We start from the raw sequence: 25,113 nt of genomic DNA on the forward strand, positions 1-25,113 counted from the left end.
GGCAAAGCCCCCAACAGCACAAAAAAAGAAAAGGGCGCCCAAAGGCGCCCTTTGCAATTGGATCAGACCGGTTAATCACTCGATCATCGGCAGGAGCTTATCCAGCGACGCTTTGGCGTCGCCATAGAACATGCGGGTATTTTCCTTGAAGAAAAGCGGGTTTTCGATACCCGAATACCCTGTACCCTGACCACGTTTGGACACGAAGACCTGCTTGGCCTTCCAGCATTCCAGAACCGGCATACCGGCAATGGGGCTGTTGGGATCTTCCTGCGCCGCAGGGTTTACGATGTCGTTCGAGCCGATAACGATGGCCACATCCGTATCCGGGAAGTCGTCATTGATCTCGTCCATTTCCAGAACGATGTCATAGGGCACCTTCGCCTCGGCCAGCAGCACGTTCATATGGCCCGGCAAACGACCCGCGACCGGGTGGATCGCAAAACGTACCTCTTTACCCTTGGCGCGCAGCTTACGGACCAGTTCACTGACCGATTGCTGTGCCTGCGCAACCGCCATCCCATAGCCGGGGATGATGATCACGCTGTCGGCATCGTTCAGGGCAGCAGCAACGCCATCCGCCTCGATGGCCACCTGCTCGCCCTCAACTTCCATCTGCGGACCGGAAGTGCCGCCAAATCCGCCCAGGATCACGCTGACAAAGTGACGGTTCATCGCCTTGCACATGATGTAGGACAGGATCGCACCCGACGAGCCCACCAGCGCACCGACCACGATCAGCAGGTCATTGCCAAGCGAGAAACCAATCGCCGCGGCGGCCCAGCCCGAATAGCTGTTCAGCATCGACACAACCACCGGCATGTCCGCGCCACCGATGCCCATGATCAGATGATAACCGATGAACAGCGCCGCCAGGGTCATCAGGATCAGCGGCAACAGCCCGCCAGACGCAGTGTACCAGATCAGACAGATCAGCGAGAGACCCGCTGCCGCCGCGTTCAGCGCATGACCGCCGGGCAGCTTCGTCGCCGCCGAAGTCAACTTACCCGCCAACTTGCCATAGGCCACGACCGAGCCGGTAAAGGTGATCGCACCAATGAAGATGCCTAGGAACAGTTCCACATGCAGGATTGCCAGTTCGGCCGGCGTCTTCTTGGCGATCAGTTTGGCAAAGGTGCCCAGATCATGCAGATCCGCCTCTTTCGCCGTATCCACAATTGCCATGACTTGTGCCACGTTGCCGATTTCAAAATGCGCGTTGAAGCCGACGAACACAGCCGCCAGACCGACCAGTGAATGCATCGCGGCGACCAGCTGCGGCATCTCGGTCATCTGGACGCGCTGCGCCACGTATTGACCGATCAGACCGCCGCCAATGATCAGCAGGATCGACAGCAGCCACAGCCCCGAACCGGGGCCAACCAGCGTGGCAAAGACCGCCAGCGCCATACCGACGATGCCGTACCAGACCGCGCGCTTGGCGCTTTCCTGGTTCGACAATCCGCCAAGGGAAAGGATGAACAGAACAGCCGCAACGACGTAGGCGGCAGTGGTGAAGCCAAATTCCATGTGCCCGGCCTCCTTAAGATTTCTGGAACATGGCGAGCATGCGCCGGGTTACGAGGAAGCCGCCGAAGATGTTGATCCCGGCCATGAAGACAGACAGTGCCGCCAGCAGAATGACCAGGAACGACCCCGATCCGATCTGCATCAAGGCCCCAACGATGATGATCGACGAGATCGCGTTGGTGATCGCCATCAGCGGCGTATGCAGGCTGTGCGAGACATTCCAGATCACCTGGAAGCCCACGAATATGGCCAGCACGAAGACGATGAAATGCTGCATGAAGCTGGCCGGGGCAACCAGCCCCACCAGCAGCATCAGCGCGCCACCAACACCCAACAACGTGAACTGCTGCCTGGTCTGCGCCTTGAAGGCCGCAATCTCCTGCGCCTTTTTCTCTTCCGGGGTCAGTTCCTTGACCTCGGGCTTTTTCTGTGCGGCGATCGCCTGAATCTTGGGCGGCGGTGGCGGGAAGGTGATTTCACCTTCATGCGTCACGGTCGCGCCGCGGATCACATCGTCTTCCATGTTGTGATTGATCTGACCGTCCTTTTCGGGCGTCAGGTCTGTCATCATGTGACGGATGTTGGTGGCATAAAGCGACGAGGATTGTGCCGCCATCCGGCTGGGGAAGTCGGTGTAACCGATTATGGTCACGCCATTGTTGGTGACAACTTTCTCATCCGGCACGGTGCCTTCGACGTTACCGCCACGCTCGGCTGCAAGGTCGATGATGACCGAACCCGGCTTCATCGCCTTGACCATATCCTCTAGCCACAGCTTGGGCGCCGGACGGTTGGGGATCAGGGCGGTGGTGATAACAATGTCCATCTCGGGTGCAAGTTCGCGGAACTTGGCCAGCTGCGCGTTGCGGAATTCTTCCGACTGGACCGAGGCATACCCGCCTGTGGCCGCGCCGTCCTGCTGCTCTTCTTCGAAGTCCAGATAGACGAACTCAGCCCCCATCGATTCGACCTGTTCGGCCACTTCAGGGCGCACGTCGAACGCGTAGGTGATCGCGCCCAGCGACGTGGACGTCCCGATTGCGGCCAGACCGGCCACACCGGCCCCAACGATCAGCACCTTGGCAGGAGGAACTTTACCGGCGGCGGTCACCTGGCCGGTGAAGAAACGGCCAAAGTTGTTGCCTGCTTCGATCACGGCGCGATAGCCTGCGATATTTGCCATCGACGACAGCGCGTCCATCTTCTGCGCGCGCGAGATGCGTGGCACCATCTCCATGGCGATCACGTTGGCGCCTTTGGATTTGGCCAGTTCCATTCCTTCTTCGTTGCCCGCAGGATTGAAGAACGAAATCAGGGTCTTGCCCTTGGTCAACCGTTTCAGTTCGGCCTCAGTCGGGATACGAACCTTGGCAATGATATCCGCGGTCTTCCACAGCGACGCTGCGGTCTTGACCACCTCAACGCCTACGGCCTCGTATGCGGCATCCGAAAAACCGGCAGCCGCGCCCGCGCCTTTCTCGATCAGGCACTCATAGCCCAGTTTCTGCAATTGCACGGCCGAGTCGGGCGTCATTGCAACCCGGTTCTCACCGTCCAGTATTTCCTTTGGCGTGCCTATCTTCACTGGCAGTCCCCCTAATTTTTACTCTGTCCGAGCGGGTGGTCGGTATTCTTTGTTAAGCAAAGATGTATCCTGCGCAACATTATTTCGCAAGCGCAGCATTTTTTTGGTACCATCACAAAATCTGCCACCTTAGATCCAACGCCGCGTCTTGCGTTCATAGCGTGCGAAATCCGTGCGGAACTGCCGGCGCAGGCGGTCTTCTTCCGGCAGGATAAACCGGCGCTCCAGCACCCAGACGAAGACCGGAACCAAAACCAGTGACAACACGGCGTCAAACCGCAGAATCAAACCCGCAAGAATCAGTACGTCCCCGACGTAGATCGGGTTTCGACTGCGTTTGTAGATGCCCGTTTGCACCATCGCGGTCGGTGTCTCATGGGGAATGACGGTTGTTTTGTGGCGGCGAAACTCGACAATGGCCAGAACGGCCATCAGAACACCTCCGCCGATCAGAACTCCACTGACAAGGTCGGTCAGGCCGCTCTCAAGTGACAGGCCCAGCGCCATGTATCTGGCTTGTGCCCATGCCAGCACCGCAAAAGCGATCAACCAAACTGGCGGTACATCTATCCAGCGCATTCTAAGCCCTCATGAACGACGACAGAGTCGGGTATATGTCGCTTCTGACCGACGTCCTACCGTTTTTCGACCAGATTGGCAAAAGACCAGTATGTCGCATCGATAGACAGACATGTCAGGATCGGCTACCCCAAATGCAACAAAAGACGACCACACAAGTGAGTGAGCCTTCATGACCGATTTTGCAGCAACCAAAGCCATGTTCGACCTGCCCGAGGGCGTGATATATCTGGACGGCAACTCTTTGGGCCCGCTGCCTAAAACGGCTGCGTCTCGTGTGCAGAACATGCTGACCGAGGAATGGGGGCAAATGCTGATCACCGGCTGGAACAAAGCCGGTTGGATGGGCCTTCCCATGGGGCTTGGAGATCGAATTGGCCGCCTGATCGGAGCCGAGCCAGGCAGCGTCGTGACCGGCGATACCCTGTCGATCAAGGTTTATCAGGCCGTGTCCTCTGCCCTTGAACTGAACCCGACCCGCAAAGTTGTGCTTTCCGACAATGGGAACTTTCCGTCAGACCTGTACATGGTCGATGGCCTGCTGCGATCCCTTGGGAGCCCATACGAACTGCGCGTCGTCGACCCGCAGGACGTCGCAGATGCAATCACCGAAGAGGTCGCAGTCCTGATGCTGACCGAAGTGGATTACCGCACGGGCCGGATGCACGACATGAAGGCACTGACGGAACTGGCCCACGCCAACGGTGTCGTGACGGTTTGGGATCTGGCGCATTCCGCAGGGGCCATCCCCGTTGACCTTGCAGGGTGCAATGCGGATTTCGCAGTCGGGTGTACTTATAAATACCTCAATGGCGGCCCCGGTGCGCCCGCGTTCATTTATGTTGCGCCCCGACTGGCAGATAGTGTGCGCCCGGCCCTGTCCGGCTGGCTGGGGCACGAAGAGCCCTTTGCCTTTGACCTGGACTATCGCCCCGGAAGCGGGATTGAGCGTATGCGCGTGGGAACACCTCCGATCATCCAAATGACCGCGCTGTCGGCGGCCATGGATATCTGGGATATGGCCGACATGGCGGATGTGCGCGCCAAGTCCATTGAATTGACCGAGCTTTTCATTCGTCAGGTCGAGGCGACCTGCCCAGACTTGCAATTGGACAGTCCGCGCGCGCCCGAGCAGCGTGGCAGTCAGGTTTCATTCCGCTTCAAGGAAGGCTATGCCGCGATGCAAGCGCTGATCGCGCGTGGTGTCGTCGGAGATTTCCGCGCACCTGACACAATGCGGTTTGGTTTCACGCCGCTGTATATCGATGAAAGCGATGTCGAGCGTGCAGTCGGGATTCTGGCGGATGTCATGCAGAACAAGCTTTGGGACACGCCCGAGTACAAAACTCGGCAGCGCGTTACCTGATTTCCAGCCCGGCCCCGATCAGGGCCGCCAACTGGTTGGTGCGCCTTTCAAATTCCTCGGCGTCTGACGCAGTCAGCTTGATCCCCTTCAGCGTGACCGTAAGTGTTTTCGCCGTTTCTTCAGGCGTGTCGAACAGACGAACGCGGCCAGCACCCTGCTCTCGCCTCAGCCATTCGGCATAAAGCGCGGTTAGTTCACCTTCGCCCCGTTCGACAATGTCGATGGCCATGGATTTGGTCGTGTCCAGCATCTCAAGCCCATGCGGCGACGCCAAAATCGCAGCCATGCCCTCGGTCTGGGCGTGGATCGCCTTTCTGGCAAGTTCTGAAACCGAGCCTTCGCTGTTCAGCGCCGCGGCCACCACTGCGGACTTTTCCTCGTAATGTCGTTCAGTCAGCTTGCGAACGATCGCTTCCTTGTTCCTGTAATACAGATAAACCGCTGGCCGTGACATCCCCGCACCGCGCGCAATGTCATCCATCGAGGTCTTGCGGAACCCGTATGCGGAAAAGGCCTGAAAAGCAGATGCTAGGATCGCTTTCTGCCGGGATTCGTCACTCGTATCTTTCATGCGCAAATCTCTGACATTTTTTGTTTAATTTGTCAATTGACAGACTGACACTTTACAACCATTATGTCAGAACCTGCCACAGTTACAAAAGGTGCGCCATGGCGACGGCCCTGAAGATTAACGGAACCCCTCATCAGATCGACCTGCCGGATGATGTCCCCCTGCTTTGGGTTCTGAGGGATGAGGTTGGCCTGACCGGCACCAAGTTTGGCTGTGGCGTCGCCGCTTGCGGCGCCTGTACGGTTCATATCGATGGCGAGGCGGTACGTTCGTGCCAAGTGGCGCTGTCGGATGTCTGGGGTGACGTAACCACAATCGAGGGCGTTGGCACGCCAGAAGCACTGGCTGCGATCCAGCAATCCTGGGCTGATCATCAGGTGGCGCAATGTGGCTATTGCCAGTCGGGCCAGATCATGCAGGCCGCTGCCCTGCTTGCGGAAAACCCTGCGCCCACGGACGCAGAGATCGATGAGGCGATGCAGGGAAACCTGTGCCGATGTGGCACCTACCCCCGCATCCGGGCCGCGATCCACGACGCAGCCTCCAAGTTGAAGGAGGCGTAAGAGATGGCTTCTGTTGGCAAAATTATCCGCCGCACATTCCTGATCGGCTCAGCCGCAATTGTCGGCGGCGTCGCCTTTGGCGCGTATTATGTCACCCGCCCTGCCCCCAACCCGCTGAAACCGAAAGAGGGTGAAGCGGCCCTGAACCCCTTCGTGCTGATCGATCAGAATGGCATCACCCTGTTCGCGCCCCGTGCCGAGATGGGACAGGGCGTGAAAACCACGTGGGCCGCGCTGATCGCCGAAGAACTGGATGTCGATCTGGATCAGATCACCGTTCTGCACGGTCCGGCAGCCGCCGCCTATTACAACTCAGCCATGATGGGCGAGGGACTGCCAAGCAAGGGCTACGACATCTCGGACTTCCAGCACAACTTAGGTGAAGCACTGGGTGTTCTTGGAAAGGCACTTAGCCTGCAAGTCACAGGCGGCTCCACCTCGATGAAGGACGGGTTCGAGAGGATGCGGCAAGCCGGTGCTTCGGCCCGTGAAACGCTGAAACGCGCCGCCGCTGATCGGTTGGGTATCGACCCCTCGAATCTGAAAACAGCTTCAGGCCATGTCATCGCGCCGACCGGTGACAAGATCGCTTATACCGATCTTGCAGTGGAAGCGGCCGGACTGGAACCCGTCGAGGTACCTTTACGAGACCCGTCCGAATGGCGTTATCTGGGACGGACACAACCGCGACTGGATATGGTGGGCAAAGTGACAGGCACTGCCGAGTTCGGTATCGATGTTCGCCTGCCCGGTATGAAATTTGCTGCCGTGCGCATGAACCCCAAACTGGGCGGCGCGATGAACAGCTTTGACGACAGTGCTGCAATAACCATGCCCGGGGTCGAAAAAGTTGTTGATCTGGGCACAGGTGTTGCCGTGATCGCGAACAACACATGGCTGGCCAATCAGGCTGTTGAGGCTGTTGAGATCGACTGGGGCGATGCGCCATATCCACCTGATACCGATGGTATTTTCTCAAAGATTGCAGAGGCGTTTGACGGCGCGCCGAACTCGACCATGCGCGATGATGGCGATGTCAGCGTGACGCCGGATGGCGCAACCGAGGTCACTGCCGAATACCAAGTGCCTTATCTGGCGCACGCCACGATGGAGCCGATGAATGCCACCGCGCTCTATACCGGAAACGCTCTGGAACTGTGGTGCGGCAATCAAGCCCCGACGCTGATCCGTTTTCGCGCTGCGAATACCGCAAATCTGGACACTGAGGCTGTTCAGATTCACACCACCTATCTGGGGGGAGGGTTTGGCCGCCGGGGCGAACTGGATTTCGGAGAAATCGCCACCAAGGTCGCCATGGCCATGCCTGGCACACCGGTCCAGACAACCTGGAGCCGCGAAGAAGACATGCGCCATGACTACTTCCGCCCCGGCGCCATCGCCCGGATGCGCGGCGCTGTTCAGGACGGCAAGGCCGTTCTTATTGACGGCAAGGTTGCAGCGCAGTCCTGCACGCAACAGGCGGTCGAGCGTTACACCGGCTTCCCCGGAGGCGGACCCGACAAAGTGCTGGTCGAAGGGTTCTTCAACCAGCCTTACGCCGTGCCAAACTACCGGATGAGCGGCCACGTCGCTGATCTGGCTGTCCCGGTGGGCTTCTGGCGTTCGGTCGGCAACAGCCACAACGGCTTTTTCCACGAGACCTTCATGGACGAATTGGCCCATGCCGCAGGGCGCGACCCGCTGGACTTCCGGCTAGAACTGATGAGAACCGAACATGCCCCGTCTGCCGGATGTCTGGAGGCGGTCAGGGAAATGTCCAACTGGACCGGAAAAACACCTGACGGTGTGGGCCGTGGCGTGGCCTTCACCTACAGCTTCGGCACTCCGGTGGCTCAGGTTATCGAAGTGGTCGACGAAGACGGTGCCATCCGCATCCACAAGGTCTGGATCGCCTGCGACATGGGGCTGGCGCTGGACCCGGAAAACGTCAAGGCACAGATGTTTGGCGGCATGATGTATGGCCTGTCGGCTGCGTGTTTCGGCGCGATCACCTTTGCCGACGGGGAAGTCGAGCAGTTCAACTTTCCCGACTATGACGCCCTTCGTATGCATACTGCGCCACAAGTCGAGGTGCGCGTTCTGGAGACCAATCGCCATATGGGCGGCGCTGGTGAGCCCGGCACGCCCCCCTCGATGCCCGCACTGGGCAACGCCCTGTTTGATTTGACGGGAAAACGCGCGCGCAGCCTGCCGCTGGTCAATCAGTTCAATCTGCTGGTCTGATTGCCATTTACCTTCCCCTGCACCGGTCCGTCGCGCGCCCGCACGGTCCGGTGCCCAAGTCAGGCTGTTTTCTGAACTGCCTGACAGGCAATCCCCGCCGCCCATCCCCGCACAGCCATGCCGAAGGCTTCGAACAAGGGGCGTGAAACCGGGTCGTTGATCGCATCCCATTCGGGATGCCATTGCACGGACAGCGTAAATCCGGGCGCGTCCTTGATGTAGATCGCCTCGGGCGTTCCATCCGGCGCATGCCCATCGATCACCACACGCTGTCCGATGCACTTGATCCCCTGCCCGTGCAGCGTGTTTGTCATGACCTCCTGCGCACCAAACAAGTCGTGGAACACACCGTTTTCCGTCAGTTTCACCACGTGGCGCAGCGCAAATTTTTCCTCAAGTGTACCATCGGGCGGCATCCGGTGGTTCATCCGCCCCGGCAGATCGCGAATTTCCGGATAGAGTGTTCCGCCCATGGCCACGTTGACCTCTTGAAATCCGCGGCATATGCCCAGAAACGGCTGACCCCGTTCCACACAGGCCCGAACCAGCGGCAGGGTGATCGCGTCACGCGCGCGGTCAAACTCTCCATGCGCCTCGGTTGCAGGTTCACCATATTCTTCGGGATGCACATTGGGGCGACCGCCGGTCAGAAGAAAGCCGTCGCAAACCTCCAGCAACTCCTCAACCGACACATAACGGGGATCGGCGGGGATCAGCAGCGGCAAACATCCCGATACGTTCGCCACAGCGTCCGAATTCATCGTCCCCCCTGCATGGGTCGGGTATTGATCGTTCATGAGGTATGAGTTGCCGATAATACCAACAACGGGTCGAGACATTCCGCTTTCCTTGTTATTCATCCCCTTGAAAAGGAAGCTAACCGCAGCTTCACAGTCGTGCAAGAATACACCTCCTGCGTGACAGCGCAGGGACGTGTTCAGGGGTGCACAAATACCCCCCCGCGATCAGTCAAGTCACGGCTCGTTTTCCCCGCCTAAAACTTCAAGTCGGAAACATGCGCCAAGTCATTGCTTTGACGGAGCTGCTCTCAATGGTCGGACTTAAATCTCGCCGTCCAACCCGGCGGCCTCAATTCCCGCCATCGCAACGGCAGCATCGTTTTCTGACGTGTCGCCGGTCACCCCTACGGCACCGATCACGTCCCCTTTTCGACCCCGCAGCAGGACCCCGCCCGGAACTGGTACGACCTGCCCGCCATACACTCCGTTTACCGCCGCCATAAAGTAGGCTTGCGCCTCGGCCCGTTGCATCTGTGCCGTGCCCGCCATGCCCAGCATGACAGAGCCATATGCCTTGCCATGCGCGATCGCAAAGCGGCCCGGTGCTGCATCATCCTCACGCTCGAACGCGATGACGTGGCCGCCTGCGTCCAGAACAACCACCGAAAGTGGCTTCAGCTCCATCTCGCGGCCTTTCTCAAGCGCTTTGCGGATAATGGTGCGGGCTTTGCGAAGGGAAACTTCCATGTGCATTCCTGTGTCTGCATGTCGAAAGAAGAAAGGGGGCGGATCGCCCCCTTTGTATTACGCTGTGGCCGCCTTCAATTCCAGACGGCGCGCGTGCAGGACCGGCTCGGTGTAGCCCGAGGGCTGCACACGGCCTTTGAACACAAGGTCACAAGCCGCCTGAAATGCAATTCCGTTAAAGCCCGGCGCCATCGGGACATAACCCGGATCACTTGCATTCTGGCGATCCACGACAGCCGCCATTTTCTGCATCGCAGCCATCACCTGCGCTTCGTCGACAATGCCGTGATGCAACCAGTTGGCCAGCGCCTGAGACGAAATCCGGCAGGTCGCACGGTCTTCCATCAACCCGATGTCGTTGATGTCGGGGACTTTGGAGCATCCCACGCCCTGATCGACCCAACGCACGACATAGCCCAGAATGCCTTGTGCATTATTCTCGACCTCGCGGGAGATTTCCGCCTCGCCAAGATTGCGGCCCCCCAGCAGAGGAATGGTCAGCAAATCGTCAAGCGTACCTCGGGCACCCGCCGCTGCGATCTCGTCCTGACGGGCCAGTACGTTGACCTTGTGGTAATGTGTGGCGTGCAGCGTTGCAGCTGTAGGCGACGGCACCCAGGCGCAGGTGGCGCCAGATTGCGGATGGCTAATCTTTTGCTCCAGCATATCGCCCATCCGGTCCGGCATCGCCCACATGCCTTTGCCGATCTGCGCCTTGCCTTTCAGGCCGCAGGCCAAACCGATATCGACGTTGCGGTCTTCATAAGACGCAATCCAGGGCGTGTTCTTGATGTCGCCCTTGGGCAGCATCGGCCCAGCCTCCATCGAAGTGTGAATTTCATCGCCAGTGCGATCCAGAAAACCGGTATTGATGAAAGCCACGCGCGATTTTGCGGCGCGAATGCACTCTTTCAGGTTCACCGACGTGCGGCGTTCCTCATCCATGATCCCCAGCTTCACGGTGTTGCGCGGCAGGCCAAGGATGTCTTCGACCATGTCGAAAATCTCGACCGCAAAGGCAACCTCTTCCGGACCGTGCATCTTGGGCTTCACCACGTAGACCGACCCTTCGACCGAGTTACCCCCATCCCGTTGCAGGTCATGCATTGCGATCAGAGTGGTGCAGAGCGCGTCCATCAGCCCTTCGCCAATCTCGCGCCCTTCGGCGTCCAGAACGGCCGGGTTCGTCATCAAGTGGCCGACATTCCGCACCAGCATCAGCGAACGACCTTTCAGGGTCGCCTGCTCACCCGTCGGTGTGGTGAAGGTCAGATCTTCTGCCAGTTTGCGGGTAAATTTGGTGTCGCCCTTGGTGACGTCTTCGGTCAGATCGCCCTTCATCAGGCCCAGCCAGTTGCCATAGGCCACGACCTTGTCTGCCGCATCAACACAAGCGACCGAGTCCTCGCAGTCCATAATCGTTGAAAGGGCGGATTCCAGCCGGACATCGGCGATACCTGCGCGATCAGTGGCACCGATAGCGCCAGTCGGATCGATCATGATCTGAATATGCAGGCCATTGTTTTTCAGAAGCACAAAATCCGGCTTGTCTGCCGCGCCACCGAAACCAGCAAATTGAGCAGGGTTTGCCAGTGCTGGGGAAAGAACACCTTCTTCGACATGCAGTCCCGACACGTCGACCCAAGACCCACCAGCCAGAGGCACGGCGTCATCCAGAAAGGCTTTCGCCCATGCAATCACCCGTGCACCGCGCGCCGCATCATACCCACCACCTGTTGGCAGATCGCCTATCGCATCGGTGCCATAAAGCGCATCATACAGGCTGCCCCATCGCGCATTCGCCGCGTTCAGCGCAAAGCGCGCGTTGGTGATCGGCACAACCAGCTGCGGACCCGGCGTCAGCGCAATCTCGGGGTCGACATGCGTCGTGTCGATCTGAAACCCGTCGCCTTCCTCGACCAGATAACCAATTTCCTTTAGAAAAGCCTGATAGTCAGTGGGATCATTGCTCTGACCCTTGCGCGCAATATGCCAGCCATCGATGCGCCCTTGTATCTCGGCCCGCTTGGCCAGAAGCGCGCGGTTCTTCGGCCCCAGTTCAGACACCAGTCGCGCCAGACCCGCCCAGAAATCCTGTGCCGACACACCCGTACCCGGCAATGCCTGCGTCTCGATAAACTCTGCCAGTATTGGATCGATCTGCAGCCCGCTCAGGGTTTGTCTGCCACTCATCTTCCTGCTCTCCTGCGATTGTGTGCCATTGTATGCGTAAGTGACTTAGGCCGAAAGTTTCCGATAGGCAACTTTCGACTTAGCGTTTGGGTTATTCGGATCGAACGGAAGCTGTTTCAAAAACATCAAGGGAATGGCGGGGGCCAGTTGCAGCTCTGGAACGATGCCCCTAACGTCGCGCCAGACACGAACCGATGCGAGGCCCCCATGCGCGACGCTGCCCCCACCACGATCTTCCTGAAAGACTACACTCCGTTTGGTTATCTGCTGGACAGCGTGCACCTGACCTTCGATCTGTCTGCACATGCCACACGGGTCAAGTCGCGTATCGCGTTTCGTCCAAACCCCGACGCGACCGACCGCACCTTTTTTCTGCACGGCGAGGATCTGAACCTGATCCGCGCGTCCATCAACGGAACCGAAGTTTCGCCTGATGTCACGGACAAGGGCCTGACCGTCCATGTTCCCGACACCCCGTTCCTCTGGGAAGCCGAAGTTGAGATCGATCCGGGCAACAACACGGCGTTGGAGGGGCTTTATATGTCGAACGGCATGTATTGCACCCAGTGCGAGGCGGAAGGTTTCCGCAAGATCACATATTATCCGGATCGCCCCGATGTCATGTCCACCTTTACCGTGCGTATCAATGGCGACCTGCCGGTTCTTCTGTCGAACGGCAACCCCTCGGGCAAGGGCGAAGGATGGGCCGAATGGACCGACCCGTGGCCCAAGCCTGCCTATCTGTTTGCGCTTGTCGCTGGGGAACTTGTGGCCCATCCCGATCAGTTCACTACCAGATCAGGCCGGGATGTTGAGTTGAACCTGTGGGTGCGACCGGGGGATGAAGGCAAGTGCGCCTTCGGTATGGAGGCGCTGAAGAAGTCCATGAAATGGGACGAAGATGTCTATGGCCGGGAATATGATCTGGACGTCTTCAACATCGTCGCCGTCGATGACTTCAACATGGGCGCGATGGAAAACAAGGGGCTGAACATCTTTAACTCTTCGGCTGTTCTGGCCAGTCCTGAAACCTCGACCGATGCCAATTTCGAACGGATCGAGGCGATCATCGCGCATGAGTATTTCCACAACTGGACAGGCAACCGCATCACCTGCCGCGACTGGTTCCAGCTGTGTCTGAAAGAAGGTCTGACCGTCTTCCGCGATGCACAGTTCACATCCGACATGCGCTCGGGCCCTGTGAAACGCATTCACGACGCCATCGACCTGCGCGCGCGGCAATTCCCCGAGGATAACGGCCCGCTCTCGCACCCGGTCCGGCCCGAAAGCTTTCAGGAAATCAACAATTTCTACACGGCCACCGTTTACGAAAAAGGTGCCGAAATCATTGGCATGCTAAAACGGCTGGTCGGGGATGAGGCCTATGCAAAGGCGCTGGACCTCTATTTTGACCGCCATGACGGGCAAGCTTGCACGATCGAGGATTGGCTGAAAGTGTTCGAAGACACCACAGGCCGCGACCTGACCCAGTTCAAACGCTGGTACAGCCAGTCGGGCACGCCGCGTTTGGCCGTATCTGAAGATTGGGCCGACGGGACCTTTACCCTGACCCTGAAACAGCGCACCGATCCCACACCGGGTCAGGCAGAGAAACTGCCCCAGGTGATCCCGGTCGCCGTTGGCCTGCTGGGGTCAAACGGGGATGAGGTCCGCGCGACTGAAGTGCTGGAACTGACAGAGGCCGAGCAGAGTTTTCAGTTCACCGGGCTTGCGACAAGGCCCACAGCTTCGATCCTGCGCGATTTCTCGGCACCGGTCATTCTGGAACACGATCATTCAAACGCCGAACGCGCGTTTCTGCTGGCGCATGACACAGATCCGTTCAACCGCTGGCAGGCTGGCAGATCGCTGGCGCAAAACACCTTGCTGCGGATGATCTTGGACGAGGCAACCCCGGACGCCGATTACCTTGACGGGCTGCTGGCCGTGCTGCGCGACGACACGCTGGACCCGGCCTATCGCGCCTTGATGCTTGGGCTGCCGACGCAATCCGAACTGGCTGCGGCGTTGCATGAACGCGGCCAGACGCCCGATCCGATGGCAATCTGGTCAGCGGTCGAAACGCTGCGGCAGGCCACAGCACAGCACGTGCAGGATCTGCTGCCCCGACTGCACAGCGAGGCGTTGGTGGATGGCCCCTACAGCCCGGATGCCGAGCAATCCGGCAAACGCGCCCTTGGCAGCGCGGCATTGGCGCTGACCTCTCGTCTGGACGGAGGGGCAATGGCGGCCGCTGTGTATACCAAAGCGGATAACATGACCCTGCAACTGACAGCCCTGTCCTGCCTGTTGCGTGCCCGCAAGGGCGAGGCCCAGCTGACCGCCTTCTGTGACCAATGGCATCATGACCGGCTGGTCATGGACAAATGGTTTGGCTTGCAGGTGACCATGGCCGCACCCGAGGCGACACCGGAAACGGCGAAGGCATTGACCGGGCATCCCGATTTCAACTGGAAGAACCCGAACCGGTTCCGCGCTGTCATGGGGGCCTTGGCGATGAACCACGCAGGGTTCCACCAGCCGGATGGTGCCGGGTACAGCCTGCTGGCCGATTGGCTGATCCGCCTTGATCCTGTGAACCCGCAAACCACGGCACGGATGTGTTCAGCTTTTCAGACCTGGAAACGGTACGACACCGGGCGTCAGGGCCAGATGCGCGCGCAGCTTTCTCGTATTGCAGAAACACCGAACCTGTCGCGCGACACGACGGAAATGGTATCCCGCATCCTCGGCGCATGACACCCTACAGCTTTACCCGCCGCAACCGGAACACACGAACACTGGTCATTCTGGCCAGTGTCTACGCGGCCCTGCTGGCGCTGGTCATCCTGTTCGACGCGGCTTGGTGGGTTGTTGGCCTGCTGTCTCTTGCCACTCTCCCCGCAATCTGGGACGTGATCCAGAATACCAGCGCTGGCGTGCATCTGGACCGGGATGCGGTGCGCTGGTTCACGGGCAATCGTAAGGGAGATATCCCGATGCGAGATATCGACCATTTCCGATTTGACACCCGGTGGGACTTTTCCGTTCGCGTATCCATCGTCCTGAAATCCGAGAAACGAATCCGGCTGCCAGATGAGTCTCTGCCGCCGCATCGGGATCTGGAAACCATTCTGAAACAGGCAGGTTTTCGCGTAAACCGTCATCATTTCACTGTTTTCTGAAACACTGCGTGATCTAAGGGCGCATTGGACACAAAAAACAAAGTTTATTAAGCAAATTACTTGAATTGAGCCTGATACCTCGCCAGACTTCAGACTCAGTTAAGTGTTTTTACAGTTTTGAGTTTTACCATGTTTCGGTCGTTAAGGGCGCTGTTTGCCCAGCCCATATCCAATCCCACGGACGCCTCAGAAGATCTGTGCGCAACGAAATCTGCGCTGGCCGCTGCCCTGCCTGAACATGGGCAGCTCAACATTCCTGTTGCAACGTCGAATTGCGACAATCTGATTGGACATTCTACAATCGAACATGGGCGCTATCTGGCCAGACAGGATCGCTGGACCGAGTTGTCCGATGAAATGCGTGCAGCGGATCAGGATCGTGCCGCCGTATCAGATGGTATGCCGATTGCCGATCTTTTGGCGTTCGGGGCCAGATCTGACGTGGTTCTGGCTGCGGAACATGCACTGTCGGACGGCAAGGCCATATCCGATTACGATTTGCTGGGTGGTATTTCGGAACTGGAAGGCGAGTTGTCAGACAATCCTGGTGATCCGATGATCGCTGCCGTTGTGGCGCTGGCCCATATCGACCTGGCCTGGGCCTGGCGCGGGAACGCCACGGACACGGCCCTTCCACCCTTGCACCGTTCGCGCTGTGCCGCTCATTTCGACCGGGCCGCTGCGATCCTGCCCAAGTGCAAGGCGGGTGCACCGGACAGCCCTCTGATTGCGGCCGCTGGTTGTGCCCTGTTGGCCGGGCAGCGCAAATCAAACGCCCGCGTTGCCGATGAGTACGAGCGTCTGATCACGCTGGATCCGCGCAATCAGCGTCACATGCGCGCGATGGGCAGCCATCTATTGCCCCGGTGGTTCGGCAGCTACGCGGAACTGGAATTGCAGGCCTTGCGCAATGCCGTCCGGACACAGGATATCTGGGGCGCTGGTGGATATACGTGGGTGCAATTCGATGCCATCGCTTTGGACGAAGAGGCCTGCGCACAGGTCGATGTCGAATATTTCCTTGAAGGATTGCGCGATATCGTAGGTCTGCGCCCTGACCAGCAGATGATCAATATGTTGTCGGCCTATTGTGCAATCACCATTCAGAATGGTCACGGGCTGAACGAAAAGGCAGACAATGTCCGCGCTCAGATGCGCGACACCGCAAACTGGCTGATCCGCGATCACCTGACCGAGCTTCACCCCCTGATCTGGGCCCATGCCGCCAACGGGTTCAACAACTCGGTCCGCATCAACTCGCCCGAGCGGTTTGCTGCGCGCGGTCAGCGCGACGCGCTGCGCGCTATCTCGGATTTGTTCCGGGATGAACTGCGCAGCGGCAAGGATGTAACCTTTACATCGTCCGGTCTGCAGTTTTCCAAGAACTGAACGCTTCAGGATTCCCCCTTGCCCCTAGGCCCTGCCGGGCCTAATACGCAGGCTTAGACTTCTGCGGAAATGAGGCGCGCCATGCTCGACCTGACATACGAAATGCCCAAACCCAAAACCATTGCCGGGGCCAAGCACGATTGGGAACTGGTGATCGGGATGGAGGTGCATGCGCAGGTCTCATCCAACGCCAAGCTGTTCTCGGGCGCGTCCACCAAATTCGGGGCCGAGCCGAACTCGAACGTGGCTTTTGTGGATGCGGCGATGCCGGGAATGCTGCCGGTGATCAACGAGTTCTGCGTGGAACAGGCGGTGCGCACCGGGCTGGGCCTGAAGGCGGATATCAACCTGAAATCGGCCTTTGACCGCAAGAACTATTTCTACCCTGACCTGCCGCAAGGTTACCAGATTTCCCAGCTTTATCATCCCATTGTGGGCGAAGGCGAGGTTCTGGTCGAGATGGGTGACGGCACTGCGCGCATGGTGCGGATTGAACGTATCCACATGGAGCAGGACGCTGGCAAATCGATCCACGACATGGACCCGCACATGTCCTTTGTCGATCTGAACCGGACCGGTGTCTGCCTGATGGAGATCGTCAGCCGCCCTGATATTCGCGGGCCGGAAGAGGCTGCGGCGTATATCGCCAAGCTGCGCCAGATCATGCGCTATCTGGGCACCTGCGACGGCAACATGCAGAACGGCAACCTGCGGGCGGACGTGAACGTCTCGATCTGTTTGCCGGGTGCTTATGAGAAGTATCAGGAAACACAGAACTTTTCGCATCTGGGCACCCGTTGCGAGATCAAGAACATGAACTCGATGCGGTTCATCCAGCAGGCCATTGAGGTCGAGGCCCGCCGCCAGATCGCCATCGTCGAAGCCGGTGGCAAGGTCGAGCAGGAAACCCGCCTGTATGATCCGGACAAGGGCGAAACCCGGTCGATGCGGTCCAAGGAAGAAGCGCATGATTACCGCTATTTCCCCGATCCCGACCTGCTGCCGCTGGAGATCGAACAGGCATGGGTGGACGATATCGCCGCCCATCTGCCAGAGCTGCCTGACGACAAAAAAGCGCGCTTTATCAGTGAGTTCGGCCTGACCGACTATGACGCTTCGGTGCTGACTGCCGAAGTGGAATCGGCGGCCTATTTCGAAGAGGTCGCGCAGGGCCGCAATGGCAAACTGGCCGCGAACTGGGTGATCAACGAGCTGTTCGGACGTCTGAAAAAAGAAGACCACGACATCACGGAGTCGCCGGTTTCTCCGGTGCAGCTGGGTGGGATCATCGACCTGATTTCCTCTGATGCCATCTCGGGCAAGATCGCCAAGGACCTGTTTGAAATCGTCTATACAGAAGGCGGTGACCCGGCGCAGATCGTCGAGGATCGCGGAATGAAACAGGTCACCGACACCGGCGCGATCGAGGCCGCTTTGGACGAGATCATCGCGGCCAATCCGGCGCAGGTCGAGAAGGCCAAGGTGAACCCGAAACTGGCGGGGTGGTTCGTGGGTCAGGTGATGAAAGCGACCGGCGGCAAGGCCAACCCGAAGGCCGTTAACGATTTGGTCAGCAAGAAGCTGAGTTCCTGAACCTTACATTTTGTACAAGCCTGCCAGTGGCAATTGTCAGGTTTGTACAATCAGATTTCCACGATTTCTTAAGAAATGGGGTCAGCTCATCGGCTTGACTTCGCCTGTGATTGCACCCTTTCTTCCGACCCAGAGAGGTGAGGTATCATGCAGAACAGATTTGATCAGGAACTCGAAGATCGGCTGGTGCGTTACGCGGCGATCGACAGTCAGAGCGACGAGACCTCGGCGACCACGCCGAGCACACAGATACAGTTCGACATGCTGAACCTGCTGAAGCAGGAACTGACCGAGATCGGCGCCAGCGATGTGACGCTGACAGGTGACAGCGTGGTCGTCGCGACCATCCTCGGCACCGCACCCGGCCCGACGGTAGGCTTTCTGGCGCATGTGGATACGGCCCCCCAGTTCAATGCAACGGGCGTCAAGCCGCGGGTGATCAAGGGGTATAACGGTGGCGACATTTCCTTTCCGGACGACCCGGATCTGGTGCTGTCCCCGGACGAGAACCCCTATCTGGCCGAAAAGATCGGACATGATCTGATCACGGCGTCGGGTACCACCCTGCTGGGCGCGGATGACAAGGCCGGGGTGTCGATCCTGATGACCATGGCGCGGCATCTGATCGAAAACCCGGATATCCCGCACGGCCCTATCCGCATTGCCTTTACCCCGGATGAAGAAATCGGGCGCGGCGTTACCGAACAGCTGCCCAAGGATCTGGAGGCGGATTTCGCCTATACTCTGGACGGTGCCGAAGTAGGCGAGATCGAATATGAAAGCTTTTCGGCCGACCGCGCCGTGATCCGGATCGAGGGGGTATCGATCCATCCCGGACTGGCCAAGGACAAGATGGTGAACGCAGCCCATCTGGCGGCGAAGATCGTGCAGACCTTGCCGCAGGCCACCATGACACCCGAAACAACAGATGGCCGAGACGGGTTCATCCATGTCACCGACATGAGCGGCGGATCGTCCGAGATGGAAATCAAGCTGATCCTGCGCGATTTCGAGATGGAGGGCCTTGAGGCGCAACGTGACATCGTACGGCAGGTCTGTGCCGCGGTGCAGGCCACGGAACCGCGCGCGACCATCACCTGCGACATCAGCCACCAATACCGGAACATGCGCTATTGGCTGGAAAAAGACATGACACCGGTTAATCTGGCGCGCGACGCCTGCCGCGAGTTGGGGATCGAGCCGCTGTCGGTCCCGATCCGCGGCGGCACCGACGGGTCGCGCCTGACCGAGTTCGGCACCCCCTGCCCCAACCTGTTCACCGGAATGCAGTGCATTCACGGGCCGCTGGAGTGGATTTCGGTACAGGACATGGCAGTGGCGACCGAGCTGTGCCTGTCGGTTGTGACCAAGGCGGCACAGGCTGGCGGCAATAATCAGGGCTGAAAACCGCCGGTCGGGCGACGGCTCTTTCACCCGGGGGTCAGCGTGGTAAGTTGGCGTGAACAGGTATTTAGGAACACTTGATGCAGCTTTTTGAGTACAAGGTCGTCCCCGCGCCGCTAAAGGGCGTGAAAGCCAAGGGCGTGAAAACGGCCGAGGGCCGCTTTGCGGTCTCGGTCGAACAGGTTCTGAACCAGATGGCGCAGGACGGCTGGGAATACCAGCGCGCCGAGCTGCTGCCCAGCGAGGAACGCTCGGGCCTGACCGGATCGACCACAAACTGGCGCAATGTGCTGGTGTTTCGGCGGGTCGTGGCCGAGGAAGTCGATGCGTCGGTGATCGGAGACGTACCCGAGTTTGACGACACCCCGTTGGCCCAACCGATCCCCGGCCCCGGTGTGGTGGCCGCGCCGAAACCAATTTCGGAAGACGCGAATGAGCCGCCTTTGTCGTTGAAAAGCCGGGACCAGGTTGACCAGGACACTGACACCGCGGGCGACAAGAAAGACGCCTGAGACGGATCAGGGTTTGACGTGCGGTTACACCTGCAACACGGTGTGCACCGCAGTTTGAGCAGCCCGCCCGCGGGCAGGTTTGGCGCTGCGGGCGCGATATGTGCTTATCAACCCAGCGAAATCTGTGGCATGTTAACCGGACAACCGGGAGGGACTTTGAAATGGGTATTCGGCAGACACAGGGGCGGGCACGCCTGTATGACAGCATCCTTGATACAGTCGGCGACACGCCCTGTATCCGGATCAACCGGATCGCGCCGGAGCATGTGACCGTTTATGTGAAGTTCGAAGCGTTCAATCCGGCGGGGTCGGTCAAGGACAGGCTGGCGCTGAATATCATTGAGGCGGCAGAACGGGATGGGCGGCTGAAACCCGGCCAGACGGTTGTCGAGGCGACGTCGGGCAACACTGGGATCGGGCTTGCCATGGTCTGTGCGGCCAAGGGATATCCGCTGGTCGTGACGATGGCCGAAAGCTTTTCGGTCGAGCGGCGCAAGCTGATGCGCTTTCTGGGCGCGAAGGTTGTTCTGACCCCCAAGGCACAAAAGGGGTTCGGCATGTATACCAAGGCCAAGGAACTGGCCGAGGAAAACGGGTGGTTTCTGGCCAGCCAGTTCGAGACTGCCGCCAATGCCGATATTCACGAGAATACGACCGCGCGGGAAATCCTTGCGGATTTCGAAGGCAAGCAGCTGGATTACTGGGTGACGGGCTATGGCACCGGTGGCACGGTCGCCGGAGTGTCACGCATGTTGCGCAAAGAGCGGCCCGATACGAAAATCATCCTGACCGAACCGGCTAATGCCGCCATCGTGTCGTCAGGCTATGTGAATACGCGCAACGACGATCACCAGCCCACCGAAAGCCACCCCAATTTCGAGCCGCACCCGATTCAGGGTTGGACACCGGATTTCATTCCTTGGGTCCTTCAGGAAGCCATCGACAACTCCTATTACGACCAGCTGGTCCCTATTCCGGGGCCGCAAGGGATTGAGTGGTCGCGCCGCCTTGCCTCGGAAGAGGGGATATTCACCGGGATCTCGGGCGGGTCGACCTTTGCGGTGGCGATGAAACTGGCCGAAACCGCAGCGCCGGGATCGGTCATGCTGGTGATGCTGCCGGATACGGGCGAGCGTTACCTGTCGACGCCTCTGTTCGAAGGGGTCGAAGACGTCATGACGGATGAGGAATATGCGATCTCGGCCTCGACCCCATCCGCGCAGATGAGCGCAGAATAGGGCGCAGCGTCAGGTTCCAATATCCAGCGCCAGCGCGTGGATGCGGGGTACGATGTCGCCCAGCGCCTTGTGCACGGCCCGGTGGCGGGCGACACGGGATTGACCGGCGAATGCGGCGGCGCGGATGCGGACGTTGAAATGGCTTTCGCCGCCTTCCCTGTGGCCTGCATGGCCGCGATGGCTTTCGCTGTCGTCGATCACGTCAAGTTCATGCGGGTCAAAGGCGGCTTGCAGGCGGGTTCGGATTTCGTCGGTCACGCTCATTTTTTTGCTCAGCGGCAAAATTTTTGCCGCCCCCCTCTTCTACTTTCGGCTGCTTAGACTAAACTGCTGCCTCCGAGTCGAAAAGATGCGTTCGTGAGGATAGAGCATGGCGAAATCAGACCCCTTCGGATTCGATATGTCCGTTTCCAGCGCCAAGAAAAAGAACCCGCGTGGGCGCCGGGGCATGTCGGGCGCGTCCGAAACCTCGGTCCGGATCTGCGATCACGACGGGTGTGACGAGCCGGGCAAGTTCCGCGCCCCCAAGGCACCGGATGTGCTGGATGACTATTTCTGGTTCTGCCAGCAGCACGTGCGCGAGTATAACCAGAAGTGGAATTTCTTCGACGGCACCACCGAGGCCGAGCTGAACGCGCAGCGCTCGAAGGACAAGGTTTGGGAACGTGAGACCAAGCCGATGGGAGACCCGGAGGCGCGCGCCTGGGCCCGTCTGGGCATTGAGGACCCGCATCAGGTTCTGGGCGCCAACAGCACGCAGAACAAGGGGCGCACCTCGGGTGGTGGTGGACGTCGCCTGCCCCCCACCGAACGCCGTGCAATCGAGATTCTGGAGGCCAATGACAGCTGGTCCAAGACCGAAGTGCGCAAGGCGTACAAGAAGCTGATCAAGGTGCTGCACCCGGACATGAACGGCGGCGACCGGTCGCAGGAAGAGCAGTTGCAAGAGGTCGTCTGGGCCTGGGACCAGATCAAGGACAGCCGGAATTTCAAGTAAGGCCGCCTTCAATCGCCAGTTGTTTACACAGTTTGAAACGATTGTGAGGATGCTGTCTGGAAACCTGTTTCAATTCCCGCGATAGTGGCAGGGAATAGAACCAGAGCTTTTCCCGGAGCATCCACTGTGCGTATGCCTTTCTTACTGTTGCTTGCCTCGCTTTGCGGGCTGGTCGTGGCGCAGTTCTATCCAACCGAGATGGACTGGCTGTTCCTTTTGTCCCTGCTTTGTGTGTTCGCCAGTACGATCCTTCTGATCCGGGCATGGTTCGACTGGCGCAGGGCCAACACGTGGATCATCGTGGACGGTTCGAACGTGATGCATTGGAAAGACGGCGCCCCGGATCTGGCGACGTTGCGGCAGGTTCTGGCCAGCCTGAAGCAAGCCGGGTTCAAACCGGGCGTCGTGTTCGACGCGAATGTCGGGTACAAGGTCGAAGGGGAATACATGAACGACCGGGCGCTGAGCCGCGCCCTGGGCTTGCGGGCCAAGCGGGTCATGGTTGCGCCCAAAGGCACGCCGGCAGATCCGCTGATCTTGCAGGCGGCGCGGGACAGCAGGGCGCGTATCGTGACAAATGACAGGTTCCGCGACTGGGAGGACGAGTTTCCGGATGTGTTGAAAGCGGATCGCCTTGTGAAAGGTGGTTTTCGCAAGGACGAGCTTTGGTTTTCGCTTTGACCACGCGTCCACAGCTTTACGCAACGATCCCGGTTTCGTAGCGTTCAGGAGTGATACCGACGGGCCCCTGCCCCGAAATAACCGTGTTGGATGCAAGCACCGTGGCACGCAAAGAGCAGAAACCGCCAAAAGCCAAGATCCCGCCGGATCATCCGTTTTCTGACATCGTCAGCGAAGCCTACAGGGTTTTCGCCTATCCAAAGCCGACCAGTATCGAAGTTTGCGAAGGCTGCTGCATGGACGCCGATATTGAGGCGGATTTCTTTACACCGCCCATTGCCGAGCTTCCCCTGCATTACGTCCAGGACTGGTTCTTTGCCGCTTGTGATCCTGCGGGGATAGCCCGCGACACATGGGGGTACCTGCTGCCCCGGATCCTTGAGATTCTGGCCATGGACGAAGACCCCGCCAGCGTTGGGCTGGAGGTGAGCCTGAACCGGTTTGAAACCGGCAACCCAGAGAACTGGTCACCCGAGGAATGGCAGGTTCTGGACCGGTTCCAGCGTGCATATCTGAAACGCGAGATAGCACGGGAACGCGGCTGTCTGGACGATACGCTTTGCATGTTCGCCCTGGCAGGATGGCCGCTGGAGTCGCTGTTCGAACAGGTCGCCGCAAGCCCGGATACCGAATTGGTGCTGCGTCTGTGGCGCGATTGGTGTGCATATTGTATTCCGGGGCGGGACTCGATCTGGATTACCGCATTCTGGAACAGCCCCGGCAATACGCGGGCCTTTGAGTTTTACACCTCGGAAGCGATGCACGACAGGATGACCCGCATCGCGTTCGCCGAGGACACTCCGGAGGATATCGCGGAAAAGGCACTGTCCGTGGCCAGTGTTATCGAGACCCATGCCGATTGGGCAATGGGTGGGATGAGCGGGTCTTGAAACCTGTGCCATGCCGGTGTGATCCCCGGCGGATGAAGACGTCAATCCATGTTTGATTGGTCCCTGATTGGCAACTACTGCACCATAGCGTCCAACAGCGAGGTATCGTCCGGGTACGCGCGCCTATCAGTAGCGCCACGATTTCCGCAACGCTGGACTAATCTGCGAACACGTCTCGCAACGCGCGTGCCTCGCGCCCGGTCAGGCAGCTTAGGCGCGTTTGGGGGGGCGGCCCTGCGTCTGAAAGCAACCCCGGAAAGAGCGCGCGCAGTTCCTCGACATCGTCGCGGTGCAGCGATTTCAGCGCCATGTCGCCCGGAAACAGGCTTTCGCTTTGCAGACCGTGCGAGGTGAGGATCACATGTTCGGCGCAGGCGATATGGTGGTATGTCACCGCCTCGTCCGTCGTCACCTGCCGGATGGTATCATCGTTGACCAGATGAATGGCCGCGCAGAACACGTTTGGTGCGCCAAAATAAAGCTCGGCCCGCCAGCCCCCCAGCACAACCCGGTGTTGCGGAGAAAGGTAAAGATCCCTGTCGGGAAGACCCTTGCCCAACGCATCGCGCCGGATGCAAACCGGGTTGTATTGGGGCCGGATGCGCAGGATTTGCGCGCTGAGTGTTCGTTTGCCGATCCATTCGATGGGCAGCGTGGTCCCACCGGCTACGCAAACCCGGTCGCCCACAGCCAAATCCTCGACCGGGCGCGGGCCGCAATCCGTTTCGATCAGGGTGCCCGAAACAAAACAGGGCGGATCGGTCGGGTTCAGATCATTCGGGGTGATCTTCCAGTTGCCCGTGGTCATCGGACCGGTTGGGTTATTGGCATCCCAGGCGTAAATCTGTCCGCCGACCTGAATGAACTCTCCGGTTTGTCCGGTTCCGCGATAGTTTCCCTGACCAAGATAGGTGTAGGGCTGGAAGGTCGCGCCCCCGTCAAACGACACCATCGACCCGCTGATGATCGCGGATTGTGTCGTGTCCTGGACAATCAGGCTGTCCTGGCCCGTTTTCTTGGCCGTATGGAGAAGAACGCTAAATGCCACCGGGCTTCACCAAGGCCATGCTGGCAGATATCGACGCCTGCTGATCACTCGACCCAGA

Annotated in this window: 22 protein-coding genes; 13 read left to right on the top strand and 9 right to left on the bottom strand. The window is 59.2% G+C overall.

Translation table 11 applies throughout. The features are described from left to right. Positions 1 to 75 precede the first annotated feature (75 nt). The 3 genes from AC2FPW_RS10700 to AC2FPW_RS10710 all read right to left on the bottom strand — a co-directional run bounded on the left by AC2FPW_RS10700 (position 76) and on the right by AC2FPW_RS10710 (position 3,694). Positions 76 to 1,530: an NAD(P)(+) transhydrogenase (Re/Si-specific) subunit beta gene (locus AC2FPW_RS10700; protein ID WP_480583114.1), complete on the bottom strand. Its 1,455-nt coding sequence runs from the start codon at positions 1,528 to 1,530 to the stop codon at positions 76 to 78. Positions 1,531 to 1,543: 13 nt separating this feature from the next. Then, the gene (locus AC2FPW_RS10705) at positions 1,544 to 3,115 is read right to left on the bottom strand and encodes a Re/Si-specific NAD(P)(+) transhydrogenase subunit alpha (RefSeq protein WP_480481810.1); all 1,572 of its coding nucleotides are present in this window, start codon (positions 3,113 to 3,115) and stop codon (positions 1,544 to 1,546) included. A 129-nt stretch (positions 3,116 to 3,244) separates the two neighbouring features. Continuing rightward, positions 3,245 to 3,694, bottom strand: coding sequence for a methyltransferase family protein (locus AC2FPW_RS10710; RefSeq protein WP_496813643.1), 450 nt, complete (start codon positions 3,692 to 3,694; stop codon positions 3,245 to 3,247). Positions 3,695 to 3,866: 172 nt separating this feature from the next. Here AC2FPW_RS10710 and kynU point away from each other — a divergent pair, with 172 nt between their 5' ends. Next, complete coding sequence (gene kynU, locus AC2FPW_RS10715) at positions 3,867 to 5,060, top strand: kynureninase (protein WP_480506283.1); 1,194 nt, start codon at positions 3,867 to 3,869, stop codon at positions 5,058 to 5,060. Here the strand turns inward: kynU and AC2FPW_RS10720 are convergent. Further along, positions 5,053 to 5,631: a TetR/AcrR family transcriptional regulator gene (locus AC2FPW_RS10720; RefSeq protein ID WP_480506282.1), complete on the bottom strand. Its 579-nt coding sequence runs from the start codon at positions 5,629 to 5,631 to the stop codon at positions 5,053 to 5,055. The genes kynU and AC2FPW_RS10720 overlap by 8 nt on opposite strands. 98 nt (positions 5,632 to 5,729) lie before the next feature. Here AC2FPW_RS10720 and AC2FPW_RS10725 point away from each other — a divergent pair, with 98 nt between their 5' ends. Both AC2FPW_RS10725 and AC2FPW_RS10730 read left to right on the top strand, forming a co-directional pair. Beyond that, positions 5,730 to 6,194: a (2Fe-2S)-binding protein gene (locus AC2FPW_RS10725; protein WP_496813644.1), complete on the top strand. Its 465-nt coding sequence runs from the start codon at positions 5,730 to 5,732 to the stop codon at positions 6,192 to 6,194. 3 nt (positions 6,195 to 6,197) lie between these two features. After that, positions 6,198 to 8,438: a xanthine dehydrogenase family protein molybdopterin-binding subunit gene (locus AC2FPW_RS10730; RefSeq protein ID WP_496813645.1), complete on the top strand. Its 2,241-nt coding sequence runs from the start codon at positions 6,198 to 6,200 to the stop codon at positions 8,436 to 8,438. A gap of 59 nt (positions 8,439 to 8,497) precedes the next feature. Here AC2FPW_RS10730 and AC2FPW_RS10735 read toward each other — a convergent pair whose 3' ends face one another. The 3 genes from AC2FPW_RS10735 to AC2FPW_RS10745 all read right to left on the bottom strand — a co-directional run bounded on the left by AC2FPW_RS10735 (position 8,498) and on the right by AC2FPW_RS10745 (position 12,118). Next, complete coding sequence (locus AC2FPW_RS10735) at positions 8,498 to 9,277, bottom strand: gamma-glutamyl-gamma-aminobutyrate hydrolase family protein (protein ID WP_267364284.1); 780 nt, start codon at positions 9,275 to 9,277, stop codon at positions 8,498 to 8,500. Between the two features lie 222 nt (positions 9,278 to 9,499). After that, positions 9,500 to 9,925, bottom strand: coding sequence for a GlcG/HbpS family heme-binding protein (locus tag AC2FPW_RS10740; protein WP_480481817.1), 426 nt, complete (start codon positions 9,923 to 9,925; stop codon positions 9,500 to 9,502). A 57-nt stretch (positions 9,926 to 9,982) separates the two neighbouring features. Continuing rightward, on the bottom strand, positions 9,983 to 12,118 hold the full coding sequence (locus AC2FPW_RS10745; protein WP_496813647.1) for a malate synthase G: 2,136 nt from the start codon (positions 12,116 to 12,118) through the stop codon (positions 9,983 to 9,985). Between the two features lie 207 nt (positions 12,119 to 12,325). Here AC2FPW_RS10745 and pepN point away from each other — a divergent pair, with 207 nt between their 5' ends. From pepN to AC2FPW_RS10780, 7 genes are all read left to right on the top strand, one after another. Beyond that, positions 12,326 to 14,878, top strand: a complete 2,553-nt coding sequence (gene pepN / locus AC2FPW_RS10750) for an aminopeptidase N (RefSeq protein ID WP_496813648.1) — start codon at positions 12,326 to 12,328, stop codon at positions 14,876 to 14,878. Next, positions 14,875 to 15,303 carry a hypothetical protein gene (locus AC2FPW_RS10755; RefSeq protein WP_496813650.1) on the top strand — a complete coding sequence of 143 codons (429 nt, stop codon included), beginning with the start codon at positions 14,875 to 14,877 and terminating at the stop codon, positions 15,301 to 15,303. The genes pepN and AC2FPW_RS10755 overlap by 4 nt, the downstream gene beginning before the upstream one ends. 129 nt (positions 15,304 to 15,432) lie before the next feature. After that, a complete protein-coding gene (locus AC2FPW_RS10760; RefSeq protein WP_496813651.1) occupies positions 15,433 to 16,692 on the top strand; it encodes a hypothetical protein in 1,260 nt (419 codons plus the stop codon). 81 nt (positions 16,693 to 16,773) lie between these two features. Further along, positions 16,774 to 18,285: an Asp-tRNA(Asn)/Glu-tRNA(Gln) amidotransferase subunit GatB gene (gene gatB / locus AC2FPW_RS10765; RefSeq protein WP_496813652.1), complete on the top strand. Its 1,512-nt coding sequence runs from the start codon at positions 16,774 to 16,776 to the stop codon at positions 18,283 to 18,285. Between the two features lie 147 nt (positions 18,286 to 18,432). Continuing rightward, the gene (gene pepT / locus AC2FPW_RS10770) at positions 18,433 to 19,689 is read left to right on the top strand and encodes a peptidase T (RefSeq protein ID WP_496813653.1); all 1,257 of its coding nucleotides are present in this window, start codon (positions 18,433 to 18,435) and stop codon (positions 19,687 to 19,689) included. An 80-nt stretch (positions 19,690 to 19,769) separates the two neighbouring features. Then, positions 19,770 to 20,201, top strand: a complete 432-nt coding sequence (locus tag AC2FPW_RS10775) for a DUF4177 domain-containing protein (RefSeq protein ID WP_496813654.1) — start codon at positions 19,770 to 19,772, stop codon at positions 20,199 to 20,201. A gap of 161 nt (positions 20,202 to 20,362) precedes the next feature. Continuing rightward, a complete protein-coding gene (locus AC2FPW_RS10780; RefSeq protein WP_496813656.1) occupies positions 20,363 to 21,439 on the top strand; it encodes a PLP-dependent cysteine synthase family protein in 1,077 nt (358 codons plus the stop codon). Positions 21,440 to 21,448: 9 nt separating this feature from the next. Here the strand turns inward: AC2FPW_RS10780 and AC2FPW_RS10785 are convergent, their stop codons facing one another. After that, a complete protein-coding gene (locus AC2FPW_RS10785) occupies positions 21,449 to 21,703 on the bottom strand; it encodes a BolA family protein (protein WP_209597754.1) in 255 nt (84 codons plus the stop codon). 106 nt (positions 21,704 to 21,809) lie between these two features. On the opposite strand from AC2FPW_RS10785, the gene AC2FPW_RS10790 reads away from it, so the two are divergent. The 3 genes from AC2FPW_RS10790 to AC2FPW_RS10800 all read left to right on the top strand — a co-directional run bounded on the left by AC2FPW_RS10790 (position 21,810) and on the right by AC2FPW_RS10800 (position 24,007). Next, complete coding sequence (locus AC2FPW_RS10790) at positions 21,810 to 22,436, top strand: DnaJ domain-containing protein (protein ID WP_267365905.1); 627 nt, start codon at positions 21,810 to 21,812, stop codon at positions 22,434 to 22,436. A gap of 132 nt (positions 22,437 to 22,568) precedes the next feature. Next, a complete protein-coding gene (locus AC2FPW_RS10795) occupies positions 22,569 to 23,117 on the top strand; it encodes an NYN domain-containing protein (RefSeq protein WP_267365904.1) in 549 nt (182 codons plus the stop codon). A 101-nt stretch (positions 23,118 to 23,218) separates the two neighbouring features. Further along, the gene (locus AC2FPW_RS10800; protein ID WP_480899036.1) at positions 23,219 to 24,007 is read left to right on the top strand and encodes a hypothetical protein; all 789 of its coding nucleotides are present in this window, start codon (positions 23,219 to 23,221) and stop codon (positions 24,005 to 24,007) included. A gap of 157 nt (positions 24,008 to 24,164) precedes the next feature. On the opposite strand, the gene AC2FPW_RS10805 is transcribed toward AC2FPW_RS10800, so the two are convergent. Further along, positions 24,165 to 25,055 carry a Hint domain-containing protein gene (locus tag AC2FPW_RS10805; RefSeq protein WP_496813657.1) on the bottom strand — a complete coding sequence of 297 codons (891 nt, stop codon included), beginning with the start codon at positions 25,053 to 25,055 and terminating at the stop codon, positions 24,165 to 24,167. Positions 25,056 to 25,113 lie beyond the last annotated feature (58 nt).

Source organism: Ruegeria sp. SATB027, assembly GCF_059613825.1.